The following is a 20,865-nucleotide window of genomic DNA, read 5'->3' as shown; positions in this document are numbered from 1 at the left end:
CCGGCTCCAGTTGACCACCGCCGAACTGGGCAAAAACCCCTTTTTCCCCATGCTGGACACCATGGCGGCGCGCTTGGCAAGGCGCGATAACCGATTTCCGGTTCCGGAACCAGGCGCCGGTTTCAGCAACTCCCAGCAGGACGTCCTTTTCCGTCATAAGGGATAAGAGTGACTACCATGAACGCCATGCGCCTGGCCCTGACCACCGACACCCACCTCCCCAAACGCGCCCGCGACCTCCCGGCTCAGCTGTGGTCAGCCATCGACGACGCGGACGTGGTCATCCACGCCGGCGACTGGGTGGACGAGGCGGCGCTGGACGCCTTCGAGGCCCGCTCCCACCGCCTGATCGCCTGCTACGGCAATAACGACGGCCCAGCCCTGCGCGCCCGCCTCCCGCTCATCGCCCGAGCCATCCTCGACGGCGTACGCCTGGCCGTCGTCCACGAAACCGGCGACGCGAAGGGCCGCGAGGGCCGCTGCGACACCATGTTCCCGGACACGGACGTGCTGGTCTTCGGCCACTCCCACATCCCCTGGGACACCACCACGCCCGCCGGGCTGCGCTTGCTCAACCCGGGCAGCCCCACCGACCGCCGCCGCCAGCCGTTCTGCACGTACATGACGGCAACCATCGGGGGCGGCAAACTCACCGAGGTCGTCCGGCACGAAATTCCGAAAGCCCGATGACAACGCGGCCTGCGCGATCAGGGCCTGACTGTTGACGTGGCCCGCAACGGGTTGATCGCCGCGGCGAAAATCGAGCCGACCTCGTACGACGTCATGGTTCTGGATCGTGATCTTCCGGGCCCGCACGGCGACCTGCCCATCACCACACAACCCGGAATCGGCTACCGCATCATCTGAGCCGCACCGGGCCGGCGTCGATCGGGGTACGGAACAGCGAATACGGATACTTCCGCTGATCCTGCCCGCCCCGATAATCGGCCTGCCGGTGCAATTGGTTCGCGGTCACGTAAACGTATCCGCCGGCCACCGACATGGTGTCCGGCCACAGCAGGCGGGGGTCGTGCACCAGCGTTTCCATGGTGCCGTCCGGGCGCCGGCGCAGAACAGCGTTGTTCTCCGGGCTGGTTGCGTACAGGTTGCCCTGATCATCGGTTTCCAGGCCGTCGGAAATGCCGCCCTTGTCGCCCTCATCGCGGACGGTTGCCGCTATGTCCTCTTCCGACGCGGTACGGTCGCAAAGCGCCGAAGCGTCGACGCTGTACCAATGGCGCGACATCAGCGGGCAGTACCAGAGGCGCTCCCCGTCGGCCGAGATGGCGATGCCGTCGGCACCCATGGTGACCGGCTCGGCGCTGTCCGGTGAGGGAAATGGCCGGCCCTCGACGTACGGCGTGCAGGGCACTGCCTTGGTCGACGGGTGATCGTGCAGGCGGCGCAACGCCGTGCCGCTGGTCAGGTCGACCACGATGATGCCGTTCGGGCCCTTGTCGGCCGAGTCGGTGATGTAGGCGACGTTGCGGCGCAGGTCGAAGCGCACGTCGTTCAGGTACGTGGTCGGCAGGGCGGCCGCGCGGTCGAACACGATGGTCTGGATGACCGTGTCGTGGGCCAGGTCGATGCAGACCAGCTTGGGGCCGCACATCTGGGTTTCCTGGAACATCGGGGAGCCGGTGTCCAGCACCCAGAGCCGGTCCGCCGGGTCCACCACGATGCTCTGCACCGACACGAACGCCTTGGGGTCATCGTCGCCCGACGGGCTGTTCCAGGCCTGGTCGGGATACGGCACCACGGCGCCGTCCTTGATCTCGGCAACCGTGCAGGGGACGTGGTCACCCCACTTCGGGAAGTTCACGAAGATGCGCCCGGTGGACGAGACGCTCACGCCGGTGGGCATGGGTCCGCTGTCGAACGTGTGCACCGTCTCCAGCTCGCCGAAGCGTTCGTCTTCCGGCTGCTCGCTCATGGCCCGGCGCTTACCCACCGCACCGGGCCCCAAACGAAACGATGTCAGCCCAGGTCGACCGACGGGTAGAGCGGGAACGCGCCGAGCAGCTCGCTGGCCTGCTTGCTGACGCGGTCGGACAGCGCCGGGTCGAGGTCGAACTTGGCCTTGCTGGCGCCGGGCTTGGTCTGGCTGAGCACGGTGTGCATGAGCTCGGCGATCTGGTCCATCTCGGCGGTGCCGAGGCCGCGGGTGGTCAGCGCGGGCGTGCCGATGCGGATGCCGGAGGTGTACCAGGCGCCGTTCGGGTCGCTCGGGATGGCGTTGCGGTTGGTGACGATGCCGCTGTCCAGCAGCGCCTGCTCGGCCTGGCGACCGGTCAGGCCGTACTTGTCGACGTCGACCAGCACCAGGTGGTTGTCGGTGCCGCCGCTGACCAGGGTGGCGCCGCGCTGCTTGAGCCCCTCGGCCAGGGCCTGGCTGTTGTCGACGATCCGCTGGGCGTAGCCCGCGAACTCGGGGCGGCGGGCCTCGGCGAACGCGATTGCCTTGGCCGCCATGACGTGCGGCAGCGGGCCACCCAGCACCATCGGGCAACCGCGGTCGACCTGGGCGGAGAGCTCGGGGCCGCAGAAGACCGCGCCACCGCGCGGGCCACGCAGGCTCTTGTGAGTGGTGGTGGTGACGATGTGGGCGTGTTCGATCGGGTTGAAGTCGCCAGTGAACACCTTGCCCGCCACCAGACCGGCGAAGTGGGCCATGTCGACCATGAAGGTCGCGCCGACCTCATCGGCGATCTCGCGCATCTGGGCGAAATTCACCTTGCGCGGGTACGCCGAGTAGCCACCGACGATGACGGCCGGCTTGAACTCCTTGGCGCTCTCGCGCAGCGCGGCGTAGTCGATCTGCCCGGTCGCCGGGTCGACGCCGTAGCTGCGCTGGTCGAACATCTTGCCGGAGATGTTGGGGCGGAAGCCGTGGGTGAGGTGACCGCCGGCGTCCAAGCTCATGCCGAGCAGGCGCTGGTTGCCGAACGCCTGGCGCAGTTCGGCCCACTCGGCGTCGGTCAGGTCGTTGATCTGGCGCTTGCCGAACTTCTCCAGGTACGGCACCTCGACCCGGTCTGCCAGGATTGCCCAGTAGGCCACCAGGTTGGCGTCGATGCCGGAGTGCGGCTGCACATAGGCGTACTCCGCCCCGAACAGCGCCTTGGCGTGCTCGACGGCGACCGACTCGACGGTGTCGACGTTCTGGCAGCCGGCATAGAAGCGGCGGCCGATGGTGCCCTCGGCGTACTTGTCGGACAGCCAGTTGCCCATGGCCAGCAGCACGGCCGGGGAGGCGTAGTTCTCGGAGGCGATCAGCTTGAGCGACTCGCGCTGATCGTGCAGTTCCTTGGCGATCGCGTCGGCGATGCGCGGCTCCACGGCGCGCACGGCATCGAGTGCGGCGCGAAAAGCGGTGGATTCAGCGTTCAGCTCGGACATCGGACCTCCCTATCACAGGTTGTGAGGCCCAGGCGCACGGCAGGTCACCCGTTCGATGGGTGAGGCCGCTCCCCGATGGTCATCCATCCGAACGCGCCAGTCACGGCCCAGGGTGCAGTGTACTCACTACGCTGTTGATCGTGAACGGCGTCCAGATCCTGCTCATCATCGGCGTGGGCATCGCTATCTCCGCGCTCGCCAGCCGGCGCAACCTGCAACCGGGGCTCATCGTGGTGACGCTGGCCGCGGCGGCCAGCTTCCTGCCCGGCGTCCCGCGCCTCGACCTGGAGAGCGAACTCATGCTCGCCATCGTGGTGCCACCGCTGCTCTACTCGGCGGCCCGCGGCGCCTCGTTCACCGCGTTCGGCAAGAACCTGCGGGCAATCATCAACCTCGGCTTCCTTCTCGTGGTGCTGACCGCCGGCGCTCTCGGGGTGCTGTCGTCGTGGCTGCTGCCCTCGATCGGCTTGGCGGCGGCCTTCGTCCTGGGCTCGGTACTCGCGCCGCCGGACACCATCACCACGGTGTCGCACGGTGACGAACTGGGCCTGCCCAAACGGGTGACCACCATTTTGACGGGGGAAAGCCTGGTCAATGACGCGACCGCGCTGACGCTGTTCACCATTGCCGTGGGCGCGGTCAGCGGCGAGCACGTGACGTGGGGTTCCGGCATCCGGGATTTCGCGCACAACGCGGGAGTTGGCCTGGGCGTCGGGGCATTGTTTGCGATTGCGACGTTGTGGCTGCGCAAGCGGCTGGGCAACCCCACGCTCGAAACGACGCTGGCCCTGCTCGTGCCGTTCACCGCGCTCCTGACCGCCGAGCAACTGCACGCGTCCGGCATTCTCGCGGTCGTGACAGCAGCATTCTCGATCAGCATCAACACGTCCCTCGACCCACGCCACCAATACGCCGGCGCCTACCGCACCCGCCTGCAGGAGGAGGCGTTCTGGCCGGTCATTGACTTCCTGCTGGAAACGTTTGTGTTCGCCTACATCGGCTTGCAACTGCGCTTCGTCATTGAAGACCTCAGAGCCGAAGACGATCCGGGCCTTTCGCGTACGATCATTGCGGCCGTGGTGTTGCTCGCCGCCGCAATTGTCCTGCGATTCGCAGGCGTCTACCTGCTGTTCGGCCGGTGGAAACTCAACGACCTGATGAACAAGCGCCGCCTCGACGCCGACCCGCAGTTCGCCCGGCGCCTCGCGGAAAGGCGCAACCGCCGATCGCGTACGAGAAAAGAACGGGACCAGCCGCTCGGCGCCCCCACCGGCCGGGAGTCACTGGTGGTCAGCTGGACCGGAATGCGCGGCATTCTGACCCTGGCCGCGGCGGCCTCGATCCCCGAAACCACGGCCAGCGGCGAGCCCTTCCCCGGCCGTGCCGCTTTCCAGGCAATCGCGCTGATCGTCACGCTCGGAACCTTGCTTCTTCAGGGCACCACCATTCGCTGGCTCATCGGCGCGCTCAAGCTGGATGTCGGGCCGGAACGCCAGCAGGCGGCCGAGATGCGGGAACGCGCCGAGGACCTGATCAGGAAGGCGGCCACCGGCGACGACACCGACGCCGACTTCGACAAGCAACGCGCCGCCCTCAGCGAGGCGGTCATGCACGGCAAGGTCGACGAGGAAACCGCAAAGGAGCTGATCGGCGAGATCGACCTGCGTCAGGCGGCTCGGCGCACGATCCGCTGACGCAGCAGCGAAGCCCCGTCGCCGGTCAATTCCGCAAGCGCGGCGGGGCGGCCGGTCAGCGCCAGCATCACGGCCTCCGCGGGGCCTTGCACAAGAGCGCCGGAGCCGGTCGACCAGCCCAGGTCTGTGGCCTCGAAACGCAATCCGTCGCGCAGCCCCTTTGCCACGAACAAGCCATTGGATTGCTTGCCGGCCAGGAACTCCAGCGACGCTTGCAGCGCCTCGGGCTTCAATTCGGCCGCTACGCCGAGCGGGCGGCGCATGTCCTGACCGTGCACTTGCAGATCGGTGAGCTGCCCCAGGAAACCGACCCGGGGAGCCCGATACGGCGTCTCGGCGTTTTCCCGCAGCACCGCGGCGATATCGGCTACCGGCCGCTCCGCGATCCGAGCGGCCAGGATGGCGAACGCCCGGTGCAGGTTGAAGCGGCTCTTCACCATTGCCGGCAGATACCAACCGGCTTTGATGGCGAACGGTGAGATGAGATGGGCGGCAACCTGCTTGACCGTCCATTGCATACACAGGCTGGGGGTTTGCAGTTGCCGCTGGTCCAGACCTTCGATGAAGTCGGCCACACGCAATCGTTCAGCGGTGATCATCGGCATCGGATTCATCGCGCTTCTCCCAGTCTCATCAGGGCGTCGATCATCAGTTGCGCGTGCAGGTCGAAGAGTTCGTTCAGGTCGAGGCCGGGGTCCATCTGCTTGGCCAGGAACATGCCGTCGGCGGCCGCGATCGCATAGCTGAGCAGCCGGTCGACGGCCGCAGGATCGGCTGCTGGGGCCAACTGGACCGCGAAATCGGCGAGCCGTTGCCGCCCGATGTCGCGCAGGTCGAGGAACCGCTTACGGGCGCTCAGCTCGGTGGGCCGGCGCTCCAGCACGAGCATGAAGCCGAGGCGCAGGAACTCCGGCGCCTCATGAAAAGCGTCAGCGGTGCCGGAGGCCAGCATCATTGCGGCTTGCATCTCCGACGAGCCTTCGGGGGCGGTGACCGAGCGCATCCACACCTCGAAGCGGTCCTCGAGAACGGCCTCGAAAAGGGCTTCCTTGTTGGCGAAGTGCCAATAGATGGAGCTGGCTGGCAGCCCGGACTTCTGGCTGACCGCGGCGATGCTGGTGCCGTCATAGCCGCGCTCGGTGGCCACCTCGACCGCAGCCGCGAGGATCCTCCGGCGTGACTCCTCGCCGTTCGCTCGCCGCTTCCGCTCCGCCACGACGACCACCTTACTGGAATGATCACTACAGGAACAGGGTCACCCGGCCACCTTGTGAGGCAGGGAGATCACCTAGTACGTTCGGCGCGGCCCAGTCGATCGGCGAAAGTGAATGCTTGATGAACGTCGCAGTCCGTCGCCGGGCTTGCCTGGTCGTGCCGACCAATCGAGAGTGCACCGCCACGCTGGCCGAGGTGGTCGCCGAGGCCGAGTACGCCAGAACTGAGCTGGGCGCCGACGTGCAGGTGCTGGTGCTGGACTCGTCCACTGAGTTCGAAGCACACGCGAAGGTGCTGAGCGCGGCGGCGAATGTCTGGCACCTCGACGAGTCGCAGCAGCGAGCCTTCCTGCAACGGGTCATCCGGCGAGCCGAGGTCATCAAGCCGGATCTGTTGCTGGACCTGATGCTGCCGCGGGGACTGTCATACGGTGCCTGCACCAATCGCGCCTTTCTGATTGCCGCGGCGCTCGGCTGCGACTCGGTGCACCGGCGCGATTCCGACTTGTACTTCCAGACGTACCAGGGGAAGAAGGTCTTTCCGATTGAGGTGGAACTGTCGGCGCTGGGCCGGCCCGCGCGCGACGTGGTGACCGCTGAGGACCAGCTTGAGGAAAGCCGCAAGGACCTGACGGTTCAGATGGTCGGCGGCTCGTTCGTCGGGGACATGTCCGTTGACATTGCGGAGATCCGGAACCACGACGCCTATTACGACTTGGTCAGCCTGTGGGCCGCCGAGGGCAGCACCGATGCGGAAAAACAGGCCCTGGTCGAGAATTCGTTCACCGGCAGCGCGGCCTTCGACGGCGACCGGTCACTGTTGTCGGTGGTCGATCCCATGCGTGTCGACATGCACAACATCGCGTTTCACGGGTTGCACGAGCGGGTGCCACTGCCCCCGGCCACCGACACCATCGGCAGCGATTACTTCCTGATCCACGTGGCCGACAAGGCGGGGCTGCCCGGGGTGCTGCACAACCGCCACATCGTCAATTTCCACACCGCCGAACGCAAGAGCGACGCGGGCTTTTGGTCGTACCAGATGCGCTTTGCGAAATTCATCTTGTCGATGTACTACTTCCACTTCATCTACGAGCGGATGCGCACCGACGACCCGGCCGGCATAGCGGCGATTGTGCGAGCCAGCACGTGGCAGCCGCGCGAACCCAACGAGGCGAAAGCCGACCTGCTGGAACGGGCCTATCGGCGCCTCGGCGGGCGGTTCACGACCGTGGCCGACCTCGTGCGCGAGCGCCGCGAGACCCTGCTACTCGAAGCACGACGGGACATTGACGATTTCGCGCTCCTCATAGACGCGTGGGCCGGCCTGATTGCCGCCGCCCGCGAAACTCCCCTCTGCGCCGAGGACAACTGACATGTCATTCCGCCGTTCGCAACTGTCCATCGCCGCATTGTTCGCCGCTCTGGGCTTCCAATACTCGACGTGGGCCGCCCGCATTCCCGCCATCACCGAACGCCTCGACCTGTCCGCCGCCGAGGTGGGCGTGTTGCTGCTGGCCGCCGGCGTGGGCGCGGTCGTGTCGTTCCCGCTGGTCCCCAAGCTGATGGCCGCGTACGGTTCCCGCCGCCTCGCCGTCGCCGCCGTGTTCGTACTGGTAGCCGCGCTGGCCGGCCTCGCCACCGCGCCCACCTTCCCGCTGGCGCTGGCCGTGTTGCTGGTGGACGGCGTGGCGGTCGGCTGCCTGAACGTCGCGATGAACGCCCAGGGCGCCGCGCTGGAAAGCACCTCGGGACGTACGACAATGGCCAAGCTGCACGCCATGTTCAGCGCCGGCATCTTCAGCGCCGCACTGCTGGCCTCGGCCATCACCTCGATGACATTGCACTTCATCGTCGCCGGAGCCATCCTGGTGGCCCTGGTGCTGCTGGCCCGCCCGGCGCTGCTGGACCAGGACCTGCCGAACCCCGGCAAACCCGAAGGCCGCTCAGCGTTCCGTCCGACAACGGTAGTGCTGTGGCTGGGCCTGGCCATGCTGCTGGCCACCATCACCGAGGGCGCGATGACCGACTGGTCGGCGTTGTACCTCAAGGAGGTCGCGCACGCCTCGGATCGCTTGCTGCCGCTCGGCATCGCGGTCACCGCGGGCATGATGCTGACCGCCCGTCTGTTCGCCGACGGCTGGCGTGACCGCTGGGGCGACAAGCGGGTGGTGGTTGCCGGAGGAACGCTGGCCGGTGCTGGGCTGGCGGTGGCGCTGCTGGTCGGGGGCGCCTATCCCGCGCTGGCCGGATTCGCTTGTGTGGGGTTGGGGATGGCTGCGGTCAGCCCTTGCTTGTATGTGGCGGCGGCTCACCATGGGTCGACGGCGCTGACCATGGCTGCGGCCATGGGCACCACCGGGTTGCTGGTTGGGCCGCCGGCTATCGGGTTCATTGCTGAGGGGACGAGTTTGGCTTGGGGGCTGGGGACTGTGGTGGGTACCGCCTGGCTGGCTGTGGTTAGTGTGCTGCCGGTCCGGTGGGGGTCGCGGGATTCTGCGGAACGGGTTGACGCTTAGCCTTTCAGCGCGCCTTCACCCGGCTCGGTCTTCAGCCTTGGGGCGGTTCTCACCCGGTTCCGTCTTCAGTCGAGGGTGGTGCGGGGCTGGCCAGGGAGGTCGGCTTCGATGCGTTCCTTGCGGACCTGGCCGGAGATGACATGGTCGTCGGTGTGCACGAGCTTGGTCAGGCGAACCCGCTGGACCGGAACGATCTCGGTGGTGACCACGGGCCGTTCCTCATGCAGGGTGACCTCGAAGATCGTTCCCCCGTCGGGACCGCCGAACGTCTCGCTGGGGCCGAACACGTCGGGGTCCTCCACCAGTTGACGACCGCCAACCGGAATTTCCTCCTGCTCCAGACGCAGTTCCTCACGGCGTACCTGAACGGTTATCTGCACCTCCTCGGTAACCACATATTTGCGCAGCCGGGCACGTCCGGTTTCATAAACCTCGGTGCTGGCGACCAGCCGCTCCTCGGACCGGGTCATCGCTTCGCCGGTTTCCTGCAGGGCGGCGATCAGCTCCTCACGACGCATTCCTTCGCTGTTGAGGATGCCGGCGGTGGTGCCGCGGGCGCGCAACTCGTCGTCGGTGAGAGCCTGCAATTCGGTGCTGTTCATCATTGCCTCCATCAACAGTCGAGGGAGGGAGGCGGCCGGGTCTGATGACCCGGCCGCCTCCCCGCGGGTCAGAGGCGGTCGCGGCCGTCGGGGCCGTCGAACTCGATCTGCTCCTTGCGGACCTGACCGCTGACGGTCTCCTGGTCACGCACGGTTTCCTTACCCAGCCGGACCCGCTCCACTGGTACGACCTCGGTGTCCACAACCGCACGCTCGGCGTGCAAGGTGACCTCGTGCTCGGCCTCGCTGATCTCCGGCCCGTCGAAGGCGTCACCCACGTTGGCGTCGGTGATCGGCTCGCGCTCAAGGCGGACTTCCTCGCGGGTGACCGGGACGTTGACCTGCTGCTCCTCGGTCACGACGTACTTGCGCAGGCGAGCGCGACCGGCTTCCTCGGTGCGGGTGCCGGCGACCAGGCGCTCCTCGGAACGGGTCATCGCGTCGCCCGCGTCGCCGTCTGCCCGGCCGTAGCTTTCGCCGCCGTAGTTCTCGGTGCCGTAGTTGTCACTGTTCAGGCCATAGAAGGTGTACAGCTCGTTTTCCTCGGTGGCCGAAAGCGGTCCGTCAGCATCGATGCGCGGGGCGTCCTTGACCTGGTCCTTGCGATAGGCAACCGTGATGCGATCCTCGGACACCCGGGCACCTTGCAGGGGGATGAAGCTTTCCTTCGTACCGAAGAGACCGGTCCTGACGGTGACCCACTCCGGTTCGCCACTCTGGGCGTCGAGGAAGACCTGCCCAACCGAACCGATCTTGTCACCATCGGTCTCGTAGACGTCAGCGTTGTCGAGGCGGGCGATATCGTTCTGGGTGATCACGGCAAGTCCTTTCCATGGGGTTTCGCGTGCATTTATCGGGATTTGCATAAGCTTTAAACGGCAAACCGGTGCGCTTTTGGTTGCATTCTTTCTGCGCTTCTCACGCGGCCTGTCCGCGCGCTTCGTGGCGCTCTGCGCCCGAGGTGGCGCTGCTCCGAAAGCTTGATGCCAAAGACGATGCCCGTCCGTTTGGGCCATAAACCCGCAACCTTGCGGATGTAGCCCGCGCAGGTGGTAGCCGGCGCTGCCGGCCTGCGCCGGACGACATCTGGCAAGCCCACGCTGATTAGAAATCCCGCTGGTGGGGATTGGAACGGGGATAGTTCGGTTCAGCTTCGCTCGGCACGACAGGTGCTTCGGTTTCAGCACGACAGGTGCTTCGGTTTCAGCACGACAGGTGCTTCGGTTTCAGCACGACAGGTTCGGAGGGGACAACATGAGGGTGATCAAGCTGGCCGCCGGCGTGGCGATCGGGTACGTGCTCGGCAGCCGCGCGGGCCGCGAAAAGTACGACCAGATCGTCGCCATGGCCCGCAAGGCCCAGGGCCTTCCCGCCGTCGAGCAGGCTGAGGGTTTGGTTGACTCCGCCAAGCAGAAGGCTTCGGCGGGTTCCTCGAGGTCGGATTCTTCGGTCTCAGGTTCTGGGTCGGACTCCGGTTCCGCCTCTGGCTCCGGTTTCGCGGCTGCGTCCGGCTCCGGATCAGGTTCCGCTTCGGGCTCCGGCGCTGGGTCTGGGTCTGGGTCGACGACGGCGGGCAAATCGGGCAGTGGCTCTGTCAAGCCGAGCACGCCTCCCACCGGCAGCGGTTCCGCGACTTCTGGCGCCAGCGATTCCCCGACGTCGAGCAAGTCCGCGACCGGTGGCAGCAGCTCGGGGACCTCAAGCACCTCCCCGTCGAGCAGCAGCTCCGCAACGAGCGGCAACTCCGCGACGGGCGGCAACTCCGCGACGACGAAGCCTGCGACCAGCGGGACGACGACGAAGCCCACGACCAGCGACAATGCAACGGCAGGCACCTCGGCCTCCGGCAGCAAGGCGACCAAGGCCACAACCACCAGCCCCGCCGTGACGACGACGCCTCAGACCGGCAGCCCCACCACCCCGGCCAAGCCCGCGACCGGCAGCTCCACCACCACGGCCAAGCCCGCGACGAGCGCCAGCACGGCCAAGCCCGCAACGAGCACCAGCACGGCGAAGCCCGCGACGAGCACCAGCACGGCCAAGCCCGCGACGAGCAGCTCCAGTGCGACAGACAAGCCTGCGACCAGCAGTTCTGCCACAACGTCGAAGTCCGCGTCCGCCAAGCCGGCGAGCGAAAGCGACTCGGCGAGTACGGCCAAGCCCACGGCAGGCAAATCCGCGAGCGGCAGCGACGAGGCTGTGAAAGCGACGCCCGCTACGGTCAAGCCGGCGATTGATCATGACAACGTGACGGCCACGCCTGCGACGGTCAAGGCTGCGATCGAGCATGACACCGCGACGGCTGCTGCTGGTACCCCGGTGCCGCGCCCGCCCCGCCGACCGGCTAAGAGCGACCCCACGACGTCCGGCTCCTCCACCAACCCCCTGGCGTAGGAGCGTAAGCCCCCTGGCGTAAGAGCGTCAGCGCGCCAAGGCCGTCAGCACGCCAAGGCCGTCAGCACGCCAAGGCCGTCAGCACGACAAAGGCACGAAAAGGCGCCTCAGCGATAAGAGGGCCACCCCCAAAGCCCGGCAACCGTAATCAAGCAGTCAAGCCGAAAAGACAAACAAAGCACCACCAATCAGAAGCGAGCCGGGCCTGAAAGCCCGGCTCGCTTCACGTAATGGAGAACTCCCGAACCTCAGCATCCCCCTCACGCCACCCGTCAATACTCAACGCCACATACCGCGCCCGTTCCCCCAGCGCCGCGTACGAGAGCCCATCCTGCGACCCGTCGATCCGGTAAGGCCGACGCTTCCCGGCCGTCCACGACACCGCCACGTCCTTGATCACACGAACAGCGCCCACATCCACCACCATCCGGGCGGCAGACCCGGGGCGCCAGCTCGTAGCCGGGTTGCCGTCTACGGCTCGGGACGGAGACGTCATTCCGGGCGGGAGGGGTGACGTGGGGAAGGTGGTGCGGCCGCGGGCCAGGTCTGCGGTTGGGGTGATGGGGACGCCGGGGAAGGTTACTGTGCGGGATTCGCCGGCGCTTACTCGTACCGTTGTGGTCCAGGGTCCGGTTTGGAGTTTGACTGTTACCCGGTGGGGGCGGGGGGCTTTGACGATCAGCTGGTGAGAATCGGTGACCTCGAAGGTGGTGCCGGGGGGCAGGGTGCCGGTGACGGTGAAGCGAGGGGGCTCGACGCGGGCGGTGGCGCCGGGGAGGGTGGCGCGCCATTCAAGGCCTTGGGGGGTCACGGTTTGGGTGCCGGCATAGAGCAGGTGGCGGGATGGGAGATGGACCGGGGTGTTGCGGACCGGGTCCGGGGTGAGGTTGAACAGGCTGAGGTAGCCGTCGGCGTCGCTCACCAGCAAACCCTTGGCGGCGGGCAGGGTGCGGGCGGCCGCTGCGGGGACATCCTTTCCAGCACCGGTGTAGCCCTCGATGATGGGGGCGGGGGCGTGGACCTCGGTGGCGGAAACGGTGATGGGGGTCTTGGCGCCGTGGGTGACCAGGGCCGCCCGGCCGTCGATGGTGACCCAGCGGCCGGCTGCTCGGGTTTCAGGGACGGCTGCGGCGTCGGTCCAGGTTACGGCGTCGGTTGAGGTTTGGATGACGAACTTTTTGCCGTACGCGGCTTCCCAGGCGATGCGGACGCCGGCCACTTGCACCGGGGACCCCAGGTCCACGGCGATCCAGCTGTCCGGGCGGGTGCGTTCCTCGCGGGACACGGCCCAGCGGGATTCGAGGTTGCCGTCGGTGGCGTTACGAGCGGGGTACCACATGTCCTCGGAGGAGGCGATCGGCATCGCGCCCTGGGCCAGGTCCGCGCCGTGGACGTCGAGCACCTCGAACGTATACATCGAATACCCGTACCGGGTGGCCGGCTCGCGGCCGAGCATCCGCACGTAGCGGGCGTCGCGCGGGGTGAAAGTGATGTTGCCGGATACCTGGTCGGTGAGGTCGGCGCGGCCGCCGGCGTAGGTGAACGTGCGGGAGCCGTCCAGGCCGGGCACCCCGGGCATGGTGAGGTTGAACAGGGTCAGACCGCCCTCGCCGGGCAGGCCAGTGCTGGCGTAGACGACGGTGCCGGTCGGCAGCGTGGTCAGGCCGGCGTAGCGCGAGTTCACGGCCAGCACGGTGGCGGTGGCGTCGAAGCCGTCACGATTCCTCTGGTACGCCGTGGTCCAGCGGTCGGTGACGTCGGTGCCGTTGGGCAGGAACACCGAGTGAGTGGTGTCGATGAGCCAGTTGTCGTGACCGGGCTGCCACAGGAAGCTCACGTGTTCGGGCTTGGTGACGGCCGCGGCGAACGCGGTCTCGGACTGCTGGACGGTCAGGCCGACCTCATCACCGAAGACCCGGGTGCCGCGGGCGGCCAGGAAGAACTGTTCCGGGGTGACCGGGCGCACGGGGTCGGCGCGCAGGCGGTGGAAGAGGTAGGCGATGGCGAGTTCGGCGCGGGCCTCGGCCTCGTACTTCTCCTCGCCGCTGAACTTGGTGAGCTGGTTCCTGGGTGCGTAGCGGACATAGGGCATCAGGCGCTCGGCCAGGTCGGCTTCGGCCCGGGCGGCGTTGCGGTCGCCGCGGACCTGGGCCAGGTAGGCCAGCGGCAGCACGTCGCGCCCATACAGGTGGTAGCGGTCGGCGAGCATCGGCATGACCGGCTCACCGGCGTCGCTGGCCAGCAACATCAGCGTGCGCCAGAGCTCGTCGCCGTTGGGCTGGTGGCTCAGCACCTGGGGCACCGCCTGCTGGGCCACCAGGAAGTGGATCGCCGCGCGGCCCGCCGTACGCCAAAGCTCGGCCTGGTAGTGGGGGTTGGCCGACTGGTGGTTCTCGACGATGAAGGAGTCATGCAGGTTGTGGGCGGTCAGCAGCCGGTCGATGCGCTTGCCGTCGATGGTCGCCGGGTTGGCCCGGTCGGCGGCGGGCAGACCGCTCTGGTTGACCGTCCACAGCAGAAACCGCTCACGCCACTCGGCGGCCGCAGCCGAGTCGCCCGCCCAGGCCAGGCCGGGAGCCAGCGACTGCGCGTAGACGCCCATCTCCTCGAGCTTGGTGTCGCCCTGCCAGCCCCCGGTCGTGCCGTTCGGGCTCCAGTCGCCGCTCATCGGGTCGTTGCCGGTGCCCAACCCGAACGCGTAGGCGGCCTGGCCGGTAGCGATGGCCTGCACGTTGTTCTGCGTGTCGGCGTCCAGGTCGGCCCACATCAGCCGCGCGGCGAGCACGAAGTAGAGCTCGAAGGTCGAGTCCCAGAACAGTTGCCGGCCCCACCCGGTGCCGCCGGCGAGCCGGTTGCTGGCGGCGTAGCGCTGAATCGTGGTGACGGTCTTGGCGCGCAGGGTGGCCGCGTCGATGTCGGCGAGGTGGGGGTCGTAGTCGTCGAGGCCGAGCAGCACGGCGTTGCCCAGCACGACGGCGAAGCGGAAGTCGGCGGCGGCGTAGGCCCCGATCGAGGGGTCCCACTGCTGCTCGACCCACCGGGTGTGCACGTGCAGCACCTGCCGATAGATGTCGGCGACCGGGTCGTCCTTGCCGGCGGCCCACGACGTGGTGGCGGCGGTCACCGGCAGGGACGCGGCGCTGCTCAGGCTGGCCAGAGCCAGTAGCTGGCGGCGGGACAGTGGCAACACGGAACCTCCCCGGCGGATCGGAATCGCCAGTACAGCCTTCGCTTCCACGCCAAAGGCTGTCAAATCCGCCGTAGGTGATCGGGAAGGTCGCGCTCGCCGGTCTGACGTTCACGCCTCGTTCGGCTCGGCTTCCATTGATGTGTGGCAATAACTCTTAGCCTCAACCACATGATCGGTCTTCGCGTGATGGGCGCGACCATGGTCAGCGCCACGCTCATTGCCCTGCCTGCCCCCGCACACGCCGCTTCCACCGACGACTTGCCGTTTGCTTCAGCGGTTTCGCGGGCGACGCACAACTCGTACTCGGGCACCATCTCCGGTGCCCGGGGCTCGATAGTCCATCAGCTCGATTCGGGTGTGCGGTTCGTGGAGTTCGACGTCTGGAGTGGCGACTACGCAAGCGCCGGCGACTACCGGATCGGGCACAACTCCGCGGGCAACCAGGTCGACCACACCGGCGGCAATCCCGCCGGGGACCATCTTCGCGACTGGCTGACCGCGGTCAGCACCTGGTCGGCGGCACACCCCTCGGCCTCCCCGGTCACCGTGCTGCTCGACCTCAAGGACGATCCGACCGCGCGGACGTCCTACGCGACCGGCAACCTCGCGGCGCTGAACCAGGAAATCTCCGACGTCTTCGGCACTCGCCTGGTCCGGGCGCTCGATACTTCCGGCGCGCTGCCGACGGTTGGTTCCCTGCGCGGCCGGGTGGTGACAGTGCTTTCCGGCAACGCGACGGCGCGCACGGGCTACAAGCGGGAGACGGGCAGCAACCCCGCGGTGGCGATCAACGCCGCCGGCAAGGTGGTCGAGGTGCACGACAACGGATCGGGCGTCCTCTGGTACTGGACCGGAACGTACGGCACGGACGGAAAGCTGACCTGGCAGCGGCACGGCAAGTACGACACCGGCAAGAACCCGGCCGTGGCGCTCAACAACGACGGCACCCTCGTCGAAGTTCACCAGGCGCCGAGCAACAACAACCTGTGGGCCCGCGCCGGCCACCTCGGCGAAACCGGCGAGATCACCTGGTCAGCGGCGGCCAAGTATGACACCGGCGTTCTGCCCAGCGTCGCGTTCACCGACCCGGCCACCTCCTCGTTCCGCGAAATTCACCAGAGCCAGGGCAACACCCAGAACTGGGATTGGAAGGGTACGGCCGGAGCATCCACCATCACCTGGGGCGCCCACGCCACCACTTCCGACGCTCGCTTCCCGACCACCACGGCAACGTCTTCCGGGCGTACGGTCAAGGTGTCAGCAGGCACGCTAACCGCAACCACCGACCGCGCCCCGGCCGCTCGCATTCGCTTCCCGCAACTGTCCTTCGTGGAATACCAGTCGGGCGACAGCGCGGAACTCAAGGACGGCGCGCTCTTCTGGGCGGCACCGGCTTCGAACAAGTCCTTCATCACCTCGGCCCGCCAGTCCGGCGTCACCGCCCGCGGCTGGGATTTCGACTCGGCCGCGCTGGCGACCGACCCGCTCGCCAACTTCCCGGCCACGAACTCCCCCGACGCCGACTGGTACAAGACCCTCCTCACCCGCCCCGACGCAGTCGCCTGAGAGCGTCCAGGAGGTTAGCAGGGACCGCTATTCGTTAAAATATGACGAAAAGAAGAATCTGTCAGCGGGGTGTCGGCGCTAAGCTAGCCCTGTGCTGATCAGGTTCGAGGTGTCCAACTTCCGGTCGATCGCTGAGGCGGTCGAGCTCTCGATGGTCGCCGTCGACCGGAACCGTGAAAGCGTGCGTGCGGCGCCACAGCTAGGCGTTGACCTCCTGACCCGCGCTGCCGTCTTCGGACCCAACGCCTCCGGCAAGTCCAATGTCATGGCGGCGCTCGCCTGGCTGCATGACGCAGTAGCCGACTCCCTACGCTATTGGGATGACGCGATTCCGGTGGAACCGTTCGCGTTTGGCGACAGGCTTGCCGAGACGACCGAATTCGTGGTGGAAGTGGCCATCGATGGGATCCGTTTCGAGTATGTGCTCGAGGTGAGCGGTGAACGGGTGTTCTACGAAGGCCTCTTCCACTACCCGGAAAAGAAACGACGGCGGCTGTTCGAACGCGAAGGGCTGGATCTCAAGCTTCAGCGAGGGCTCGGAGCGCTATCAGGCACACGAGAACTGCTCACCGAACGGACCCTGGCTCTGTCGGCGGCGAGACGGTTCGACGAGCCATTGGTCAGCCGATTTGTGCAAGAAATCCGGAACATCCGGACCTTTGGCCTAGGCAGGTTTACGCGTTCTCGTACGCGCTCCAACGATTCCACCGAGCGCTGGTTCGACAATGCTGCGGAACAGCCCGCCCTCTTCACTGACGAGACGGATCGCGATCGGGAACAGGCGCTGGCAATGCTACGGCTAGCCGATCTCGGAATCGAGGACGTCCTGATCGACGATCAGAATATTGTTTTTCCGGGCTCCGATGAGGTACGGACACACCGGCGGCTGAGACTTGTGCACAAGGCCGGAGACGCGACCGCTCCGCTTGACTTCTTAGCTGAATCGGAAGGCACGAGAACCTGGTTCAGGCTGATCGGGCCTGTTCTGTCGGCGCTGCGCCTTGGCTCGGTCGTGGTCTTCGACGAGCTTGACGCGAGCCTGCACCCGACGCTTTCTGCCGAACTGCTGAAGATTTTCGGCAGCGCCACGCTGAACCCACTCGGCGCGCAGCTCATCTTCACGTCGCACGATACCAGCCTGCTGAATCATCTGAACCGCGACGAACTCTGGCTGACGGAGAAGCGCGTGAACGGCTCCACCCACTTGGGCGCGCTCGCCGAATTCGCCGGCGAACGAGTCCGCAAATCCCAGGATCTGGAGAACGCGTATCTTCATGGCCGCTTCGGCGCCCTGCCTCAAATAGATCAAAGCAGATTGCTGCGAGCGCTCGGGCTGATCGGATGAGCGTCCCACGGCCACGCCGCCGCACCGGCTCACCGCTGAAGAGGGCGACGGGCAAGCGTCCCGAACTGCGAACCTTTGTGGTCTTCTGCGAGGGTAAGAAATCTGAGCCGGATTACGTCAACGGGTTGAAACGTCTTCCGCATGTCGCTCAGAACACCGCCCTCAATATCGAGATCCATCCCGAGCAGGGTGCTCCCATCACGCTGGTTGAGATGGCAGTGGCACGCAAGGAGGATCGTGAGGTCGACGAGTGCTGGTGCTTGTTCGACGTTGAGTGGCCGCAAAACCACACCCGCCTCGCCGAGGCGATAGCGCTTGCTCGGACGTTTCACATCAATGTGGCAGTGTCCAACCCCTGCTTTGAAATCTGGCTCATCCTGCATTTCCAGGACTACGGCAGGTTCGACAACACGGACGTGGTTGAACGAACGAGTCGCGCGCTGGACGGCCGCAAGGGCAAGGGGATTGAGCCACAGCGGTACATGCCGTTGCGTAAGGAAGCGGCTCGGCGCGCAGCGCAGCTGGAGAACCGGCACTCGCGCGCAGGCACGCGCTTTCCTCAGGACAACCCCTCTTCCGGCATGCACCGCTTCCTTGAGGCAGTCGAAAGGCCAGCCGGACCAGCGGACGGTTAGAGCGGGAAGGAAGCGGCTCAGCTGGCAGCCAAGCTTGTGAAGGCGGCCGACCGAGCCGGCCGCCTCCGAGTAGGTCAGTGGCCGTACGTCCGGACGTAGTCGAACGTGCCGGTTGCACCGGACGTGTTCATGGACACCAGGCCGATTTTGAGCGGGCCGCCGCGCGGGAAGGACCAAGCGCCACCCCACTCCCAGGTCTTGCCGTCGGTGCTGGAGGCCATGCGCACGTCGTTGGCGTTGTTTGCGGCGTCATAGTGGTAGGCCAGCCGCAGCCATGTCGTCGCCCGAGCCGGTCCACCGAACATCGGCCCGGAGAACGTCTGACCTGTTGAAACCCGCGTGTGCTCCTTCGTGAACTCGATGGTCTGCTGCACGGCGGCGGGTCCGTAGGTGGTCAGTGGCAGCACCGAGTGAACCAGCTTCACGAAGCGGTCGTCGTTCTCGTACAGCAGCAACCCGGCCTGCTGGTTCCCGCGCGTGCCGTCGAAGGTCAACTTCGTTTCGACCACAAAATCGTTCGCCGGTACGTCCCGGGTCAGCACGGACGCCGAGTTGTCCCCCAGATACAGTTCCGCCTGCTGAGTCGGCCAGACCAAGGAACCCCCGCTGACCGTCGCACCCGGGTTGCCCCGCACCCAGCTCCACCCGGCCCCGAGCGAGGTACCGGTGAACTCGTCGGAATACGCCGGCAGCAGGACCCCCACCGCCGGGTCGGCCACCCGCTTGGTGACCGGCTGGTACAGCGGCGCCGCGCCCAAGTTGTCCACGTCCGCGGCGCCCGACTTCGACACCGCGCCGATGCGCCCACCGCCGAAGGAGGCCGGCACAGCGACCGAAACCGTGGCTACAGCGTCCCGCAGCCGAGCGGCGGAAACCTCGGCGTACAGCGACGTCCCCCGCTTCTCCAGCGCGATGGTGTGCCACGAGTTGTAGTTGAAGTTCGCCGGCAGCGGCGCCGACGTCTGCGCCCCGCCCACCGACACGACGAAGCGCTTGGTGCTGCTGTCCAGCCAAGCCGCGATCTGCTTGCTAGCCGACTGGTAGCTCGCCACGATGCCGGCCGAGGTCCCCCGCACGTCACCTTCCACCCGCACGTCACCGCCGATCGAGGCGTTGCTCAGCACGGTCGAGGCCGTGGTGGTCGACAGGTGACCGTCCACCAGCGGCCAGTTGGTGCCGAAGCCGGCCGAGGATTCGAAGGTGCTACCGACGGTCCAGGTGGTTACCGGCGCGGTCTGCGCCCCCGCGGACGGGCCGGCCCCGGCATTGACCACGGGCCACCCGTTTATCCAGTCCAGCCGGTCGATGAGCAGCGGCCGCCTGGTCAGGTTGAGCGTGGCGCCGTTGGCCCCGGTGACCGGCGGGAAATCCGGGTCCTTCTCGGAGATGGCGTGGTAGACGAGCCAGTCCTGCCCGGCCAGGTCGGTGGTGAAGGCGTTGTGCCCCGGTCCGGCCCAGCCGTTGCCATTGGCCGCGACGACGATGCCGTCCTTGCTGGTGGTGTCCATCAGGTTCAGCCCACCGGGGCTGGTGAACGGGCCGGTGGGCGAGGTGGCCCGGCCGACCTTGGTGACATATCCGCTGAACGCGCCGTCGCAGCAGCCGCCGTCGGAATAGAACAGGTAGTAGTAGCCGCCGCGGTGAACGACGAAGCCGCCTTCCATCCGCCGGCCCCGGGCAATGGTGGTGACCGCGCCGGTGATGGCGGTGGCATTGTCGTTCATCCTGGCCGCGCAAATGGTGTCGTAGCTACCCCAATAGAGGTAGTACGAGCCGTCGGTGTCCTGGAACATCGCCTGGTCGATGGTGCCGCTCGGGCAGCCGCTGCCGTTCGGCACGATCAACCCGCGATCGGTCCACGGCCCGTTCGGATTCGGGCTGGTGACCAGTGCGATACCGCCGGTCGATTGGGCGTAGGTCAGGTGGTACTCATTGTTGAAATAGCGGATGTCCGGCGCCCACTGCCGCGCCGCCGCAGGCCACCACGATGGTTTCGCATTCAGGGCGAAGACATCTCCCTCGTACGTCCAGTGCACGAGGTCGGCCGAACTGAGAATCGGCAGGATGTGCTCCCCGGTCTCCCCTTTGCTGTTGAAGATCGGGTTCGTGGTGCCGTACGCGTACCACTTGCCATCTTTGGCCTTGATCGTGGCCGGGTCGGGGAACGTGTCGACGGTTCCGGCGCTGACCGGATTGGTGTAGGTGGCGGCCCGGACAGCGGCGGCCACGGGGCTGGTTGGCGCAATTGCGCCGAGTCCCGTGATGCTCAGAAGCAGGGACAGGAGGACGGGGGTTTTACGCATCCGT

General features: G+C 66.8%; 18 protein-coding genes and 1 riboswitch. Of the genes, 8 read left to right on the top strand and 10 right to left on the bottom strand.

Annotation, left to right across the window (positions count from 1 at the left end; genetic code table 11):
- The first annotated feature begins 186 nt into the window (after window positions 1-186).
- The gene (locus TFC3_RS03120; protein ID WP_067505861.1) at window positions 187-690 is read left to right on the top strand and encodes a metallophosphoesterase; all 504 of its coding nucleotides are present in this window, start codon (window positions 187-189) and stop codon (window positions 688-690) included.
- A 36-nt stretch (window positions 691-726) separates the two neighbouring features.
- Window positions 727-867 carry a hypothetical protein gene (locus TFC3_RS35275; RefSeq protein ID WP_201787115.1) on the top strand — a complete coding sequence of 47 codons (141 nt, stop codon included), beginning with the start codon at window positions 727-729 and terminating at the stop codon, window positions 865-867.
- Here TFC3_RS35275 and TFC3_RS03115 read toward each other — a convergent pair.
- Together TFC3_RS03115 and TFC3_RS03110 are read right to left on the bottom strand one after the other, a co-directional pair.
- Window positions 860-1,933 (bottom strand): L-dopachrome tautomerase-related protein, encoded by a 1,074-nt coding sequence (locus TFC3_RS03115; protein WP_067505857.1) that lies wholly within the window; start codon window positions 1,931-1,933, stop codon window positions 860-862. The two genes, TFC3_RS35275 and TFC3_RS03115, sit on opposite strands and share 8 nt — an antisense overlap.
- A 44-nt stretch (window positions 1,934-1,977) precedes the next feature.
- Entirely contained in the window at window positions 1,978-3,399 is a 1,422-nt protein-coding gene (locus tag TFC3_RS03110) for a glycine hydroxymethyltransferase (protein ID WP_067495319.1), read from the bottom strand.
- 19 nt (window positions 3,400-3,418) lie between these two features.
- A riboswitch (ZMP/ZTP riboswitch) is annotated at window positions 3,419-3,513 on the bottom strand.
- 26 nt (window positions 3,514-3,539) lie between these two features.
- Here TFC3_RS03110 and TFC3_RS03105 point away from each other — a divergent pair.
- Window positions 3,540-5,093 carry a sodium:proton antiporter gene (locus tag TFC3_RS03105; RefSeq protein ID WP_067495316.1) on the top strand — a complete coding sequence of 518 codons (1,554 nt, stop codon included), beginning with the start codon at window positions 3,540-3,542 and terminating at the stop codon, window positions 5,091-5,093.
- Here TFC3_RS03105 and TFC3_RS03100 read toward each other — a convergent pair.
- Complete coding sequence (locus TFC3_RS03100) at window positions 5,066-5,698, bottom strand: maleylpyruvate isomerase family mycothiol-dependent enzyme (RefSeq protein WP_161952522.1); 633 nt, start codon at window positions 5,696-5,698, stop codon at window positions 5,066-5,068. The two genes, TFC3_RS03105 and TFC3_RS03100, sit on opposite strands and share 28 nt — an antisense overlap.
- A 5-nt stretch (window positions 5,699-5,703) precedes the next feature.
- On the bottom strand, window positions 5,704-6,309 hold the full coding sequence (locus TFC3_RS03095; RefSeq protein WP_201787114.1) for a TetR/AcrR family transcriptional regulator: 606 nt from the start codon (window positions 6,307-6,309) through the stop codon (window positions 5,704-5,706).
- A 119-nt stretch (window positions 6,310-6,428) separates the two neighbouring features.
- Here TFC3_RS03095 and TFC3_RS03090 point away from each other — a divergent pair, with 119 nt between their 5' ends.
- A complete protein-coding gene (locus TFC3_RS03090; RefSeq protein ID WP_067495306.1) occupies window positions 6,429-7,682 on the top strand; it encodes a DUF6271 family protein in 1,254 nt (417 codons plus the stop codon).
- Between the two features lies 1 nt (window position 7,683).
- Window positions 7,684-8,826, top strand: a complete 1,143-nt coding sequence (locus tag TFC3_RS03085; RefSeq protein ID WP_067495302.1) for an MFS transporter — start codon at window positions 7,684-7,686, stop codon at window positions 8,824-8,826.
- A 65-nt stretch (window positions 8,827-8,891) separates the two neighbouring features.
- On the opposite strand, the gene TFC3_RS03080 is transcribed toward TFC3_RS03085, so the two are convergent.
- From TFC3_RS03080 to TFC3_RS03060, 5 genes are all read right to left on the bottom strand, one after another.
- Window positions 8,892-9,428 carry a YsnF/AvaK domain-containing protein gene (locus TFC3_RS03080; RefSeq protein WP_236717956.1) on the bottom strand — a complete coding sequence of 179 codons (537 nt, stop codon included), beginning with the start codon at window positions 9,426-9,428 and terminating at the stop codon, window positions 8,892-8,894.
- Between the two features lie 68 nt (window positions 9,429-9,496).
- Window positions 9,497-10,246: a DUF2382 domain-containing protein gene (locus TFC3_RS03075; protein WP_067495296.1), complete on the bottom strand. Its 750-nt coding sequence runs from the start codon at window positions 10,244-10,246 to the stop codon at window positions 9,497-9,499.
- Window positions 10,247-10,654: 408 nt separating this feature from the next.
- Window positions 10,655-11,290: a hypothetical protein gene (locus TFC3_RS03070; protein ID WP_153040073.1), complete on the bottom strand. Its 636-nt coding sequence runs from the start codon at window positions 11,288-11,290 to the stop codon at window positions 10,655-10,657.
- Between the two features lie 36 nt (window positions 11,291-11,326).
- Complete coding sequence (locus TFC3_RS03065; protein ID WP_067495290.1) at window positions 11,327-11,653, bottom strand: hypothetical protein; 327 nt, start codon at window positions 11,651-11,653, stop codon at window positions 11,327-11,329.
- A gap of 392 nt (window positions 11,654-12,045) precedes the next feature.
- Window positions 12,046-15,012 carry a discoidin domain-containing protein gene (locus TFC3_RS03060; protein ID WP_067505854.1) on the bottom strand — a complete coding sequence of 989 codons (2,967 nt, stop codon included), beginning with the start codon at window positions 15,010-15,012 and terminating at the stop codon, window positions 12,046-12,048.
- A 168-nt stretch (window positions 15,013-15,180) separates the two neighbouring features.
- Here TFC3_RS03060 and TFC3_RS03055 point away from each other — a divergent pair, with 168 nt between their 5' ends.
- From TFC3_RS03055 to TFC3_RS03045, 3 genes are all read left to right on the top strand, one after another.
- Window positions 15,181-16,578 (top strand): hypothetical protein, encoded by a 1,398-nt coding sequence (locus tag TFC3_RS03055; protein WP_067495287.1) that lies wholly within the window; start codon window positions 15,181-15,183, stop codon window positions 16,576-16,578.
- 91 nt (window positions 16,579-16,669) lie between these two features.
- The gene (locus TFC3_RS03050; RefSeq protein WP_067495284.1) at window positions 16,670-17,923 is read left to right on the top strand and encodes an ATP/GTP-binding protein; all 1,254 of its coding nucleotides are present in this window, start codon (window positions 16,670-16,672) and stop codon (window positions 17,921-17,923) included.
- Window positions 17,920-18,558, top strand: coding sequence for an RloB family protein (locus TFC3_RS03045; RefSeq protein WP_082771832.1), 639 nt, complete (start codon window positions 17,920-17,922; stop codon window positions 18,556-18,558). The genes TFC3_RS03050 and TFC3_RS03045 overlap by 4 nt, the downstream gene beginning before the upstream one ends.
- A gap of 74 nt (window positions 18,559-18,632) precedes the next feature.
- Here the strand turns inward: TFC3_RS03045 and TFC3_RS03040 are convergent, their stop codons facing one another.
- The gene (locus TFC3_RS03040) at window positions 18,633-20,861 is read right to left on the bottom strand and encodes a family 43 glycosylhydrolase (RefSeq protein ID WP_067495276.1); all 2,229 of its coding nucleotides are present in this window, start codon (window positions 20,859-20,861) and stop codon (window positions 18,633-18,635) included.
- Between the last annotated feature and the right edge of the window lie 4 nt (window positions 20,862-20,865).

It is taken from the genome of Actinoplanes sp. TFC3, from assembly GCF_001553785.1.
GTDB lineage: Bacteria > Actinomycetota > Actinomycetes > Mycobacteriales > Micromonosporaceae > Actinoplanes.
The sequence above is the reverse complement of the archived record's forward strand: the minus strand, read 5'-3'. Positions and strand labels throughout refer to the sequence as shown.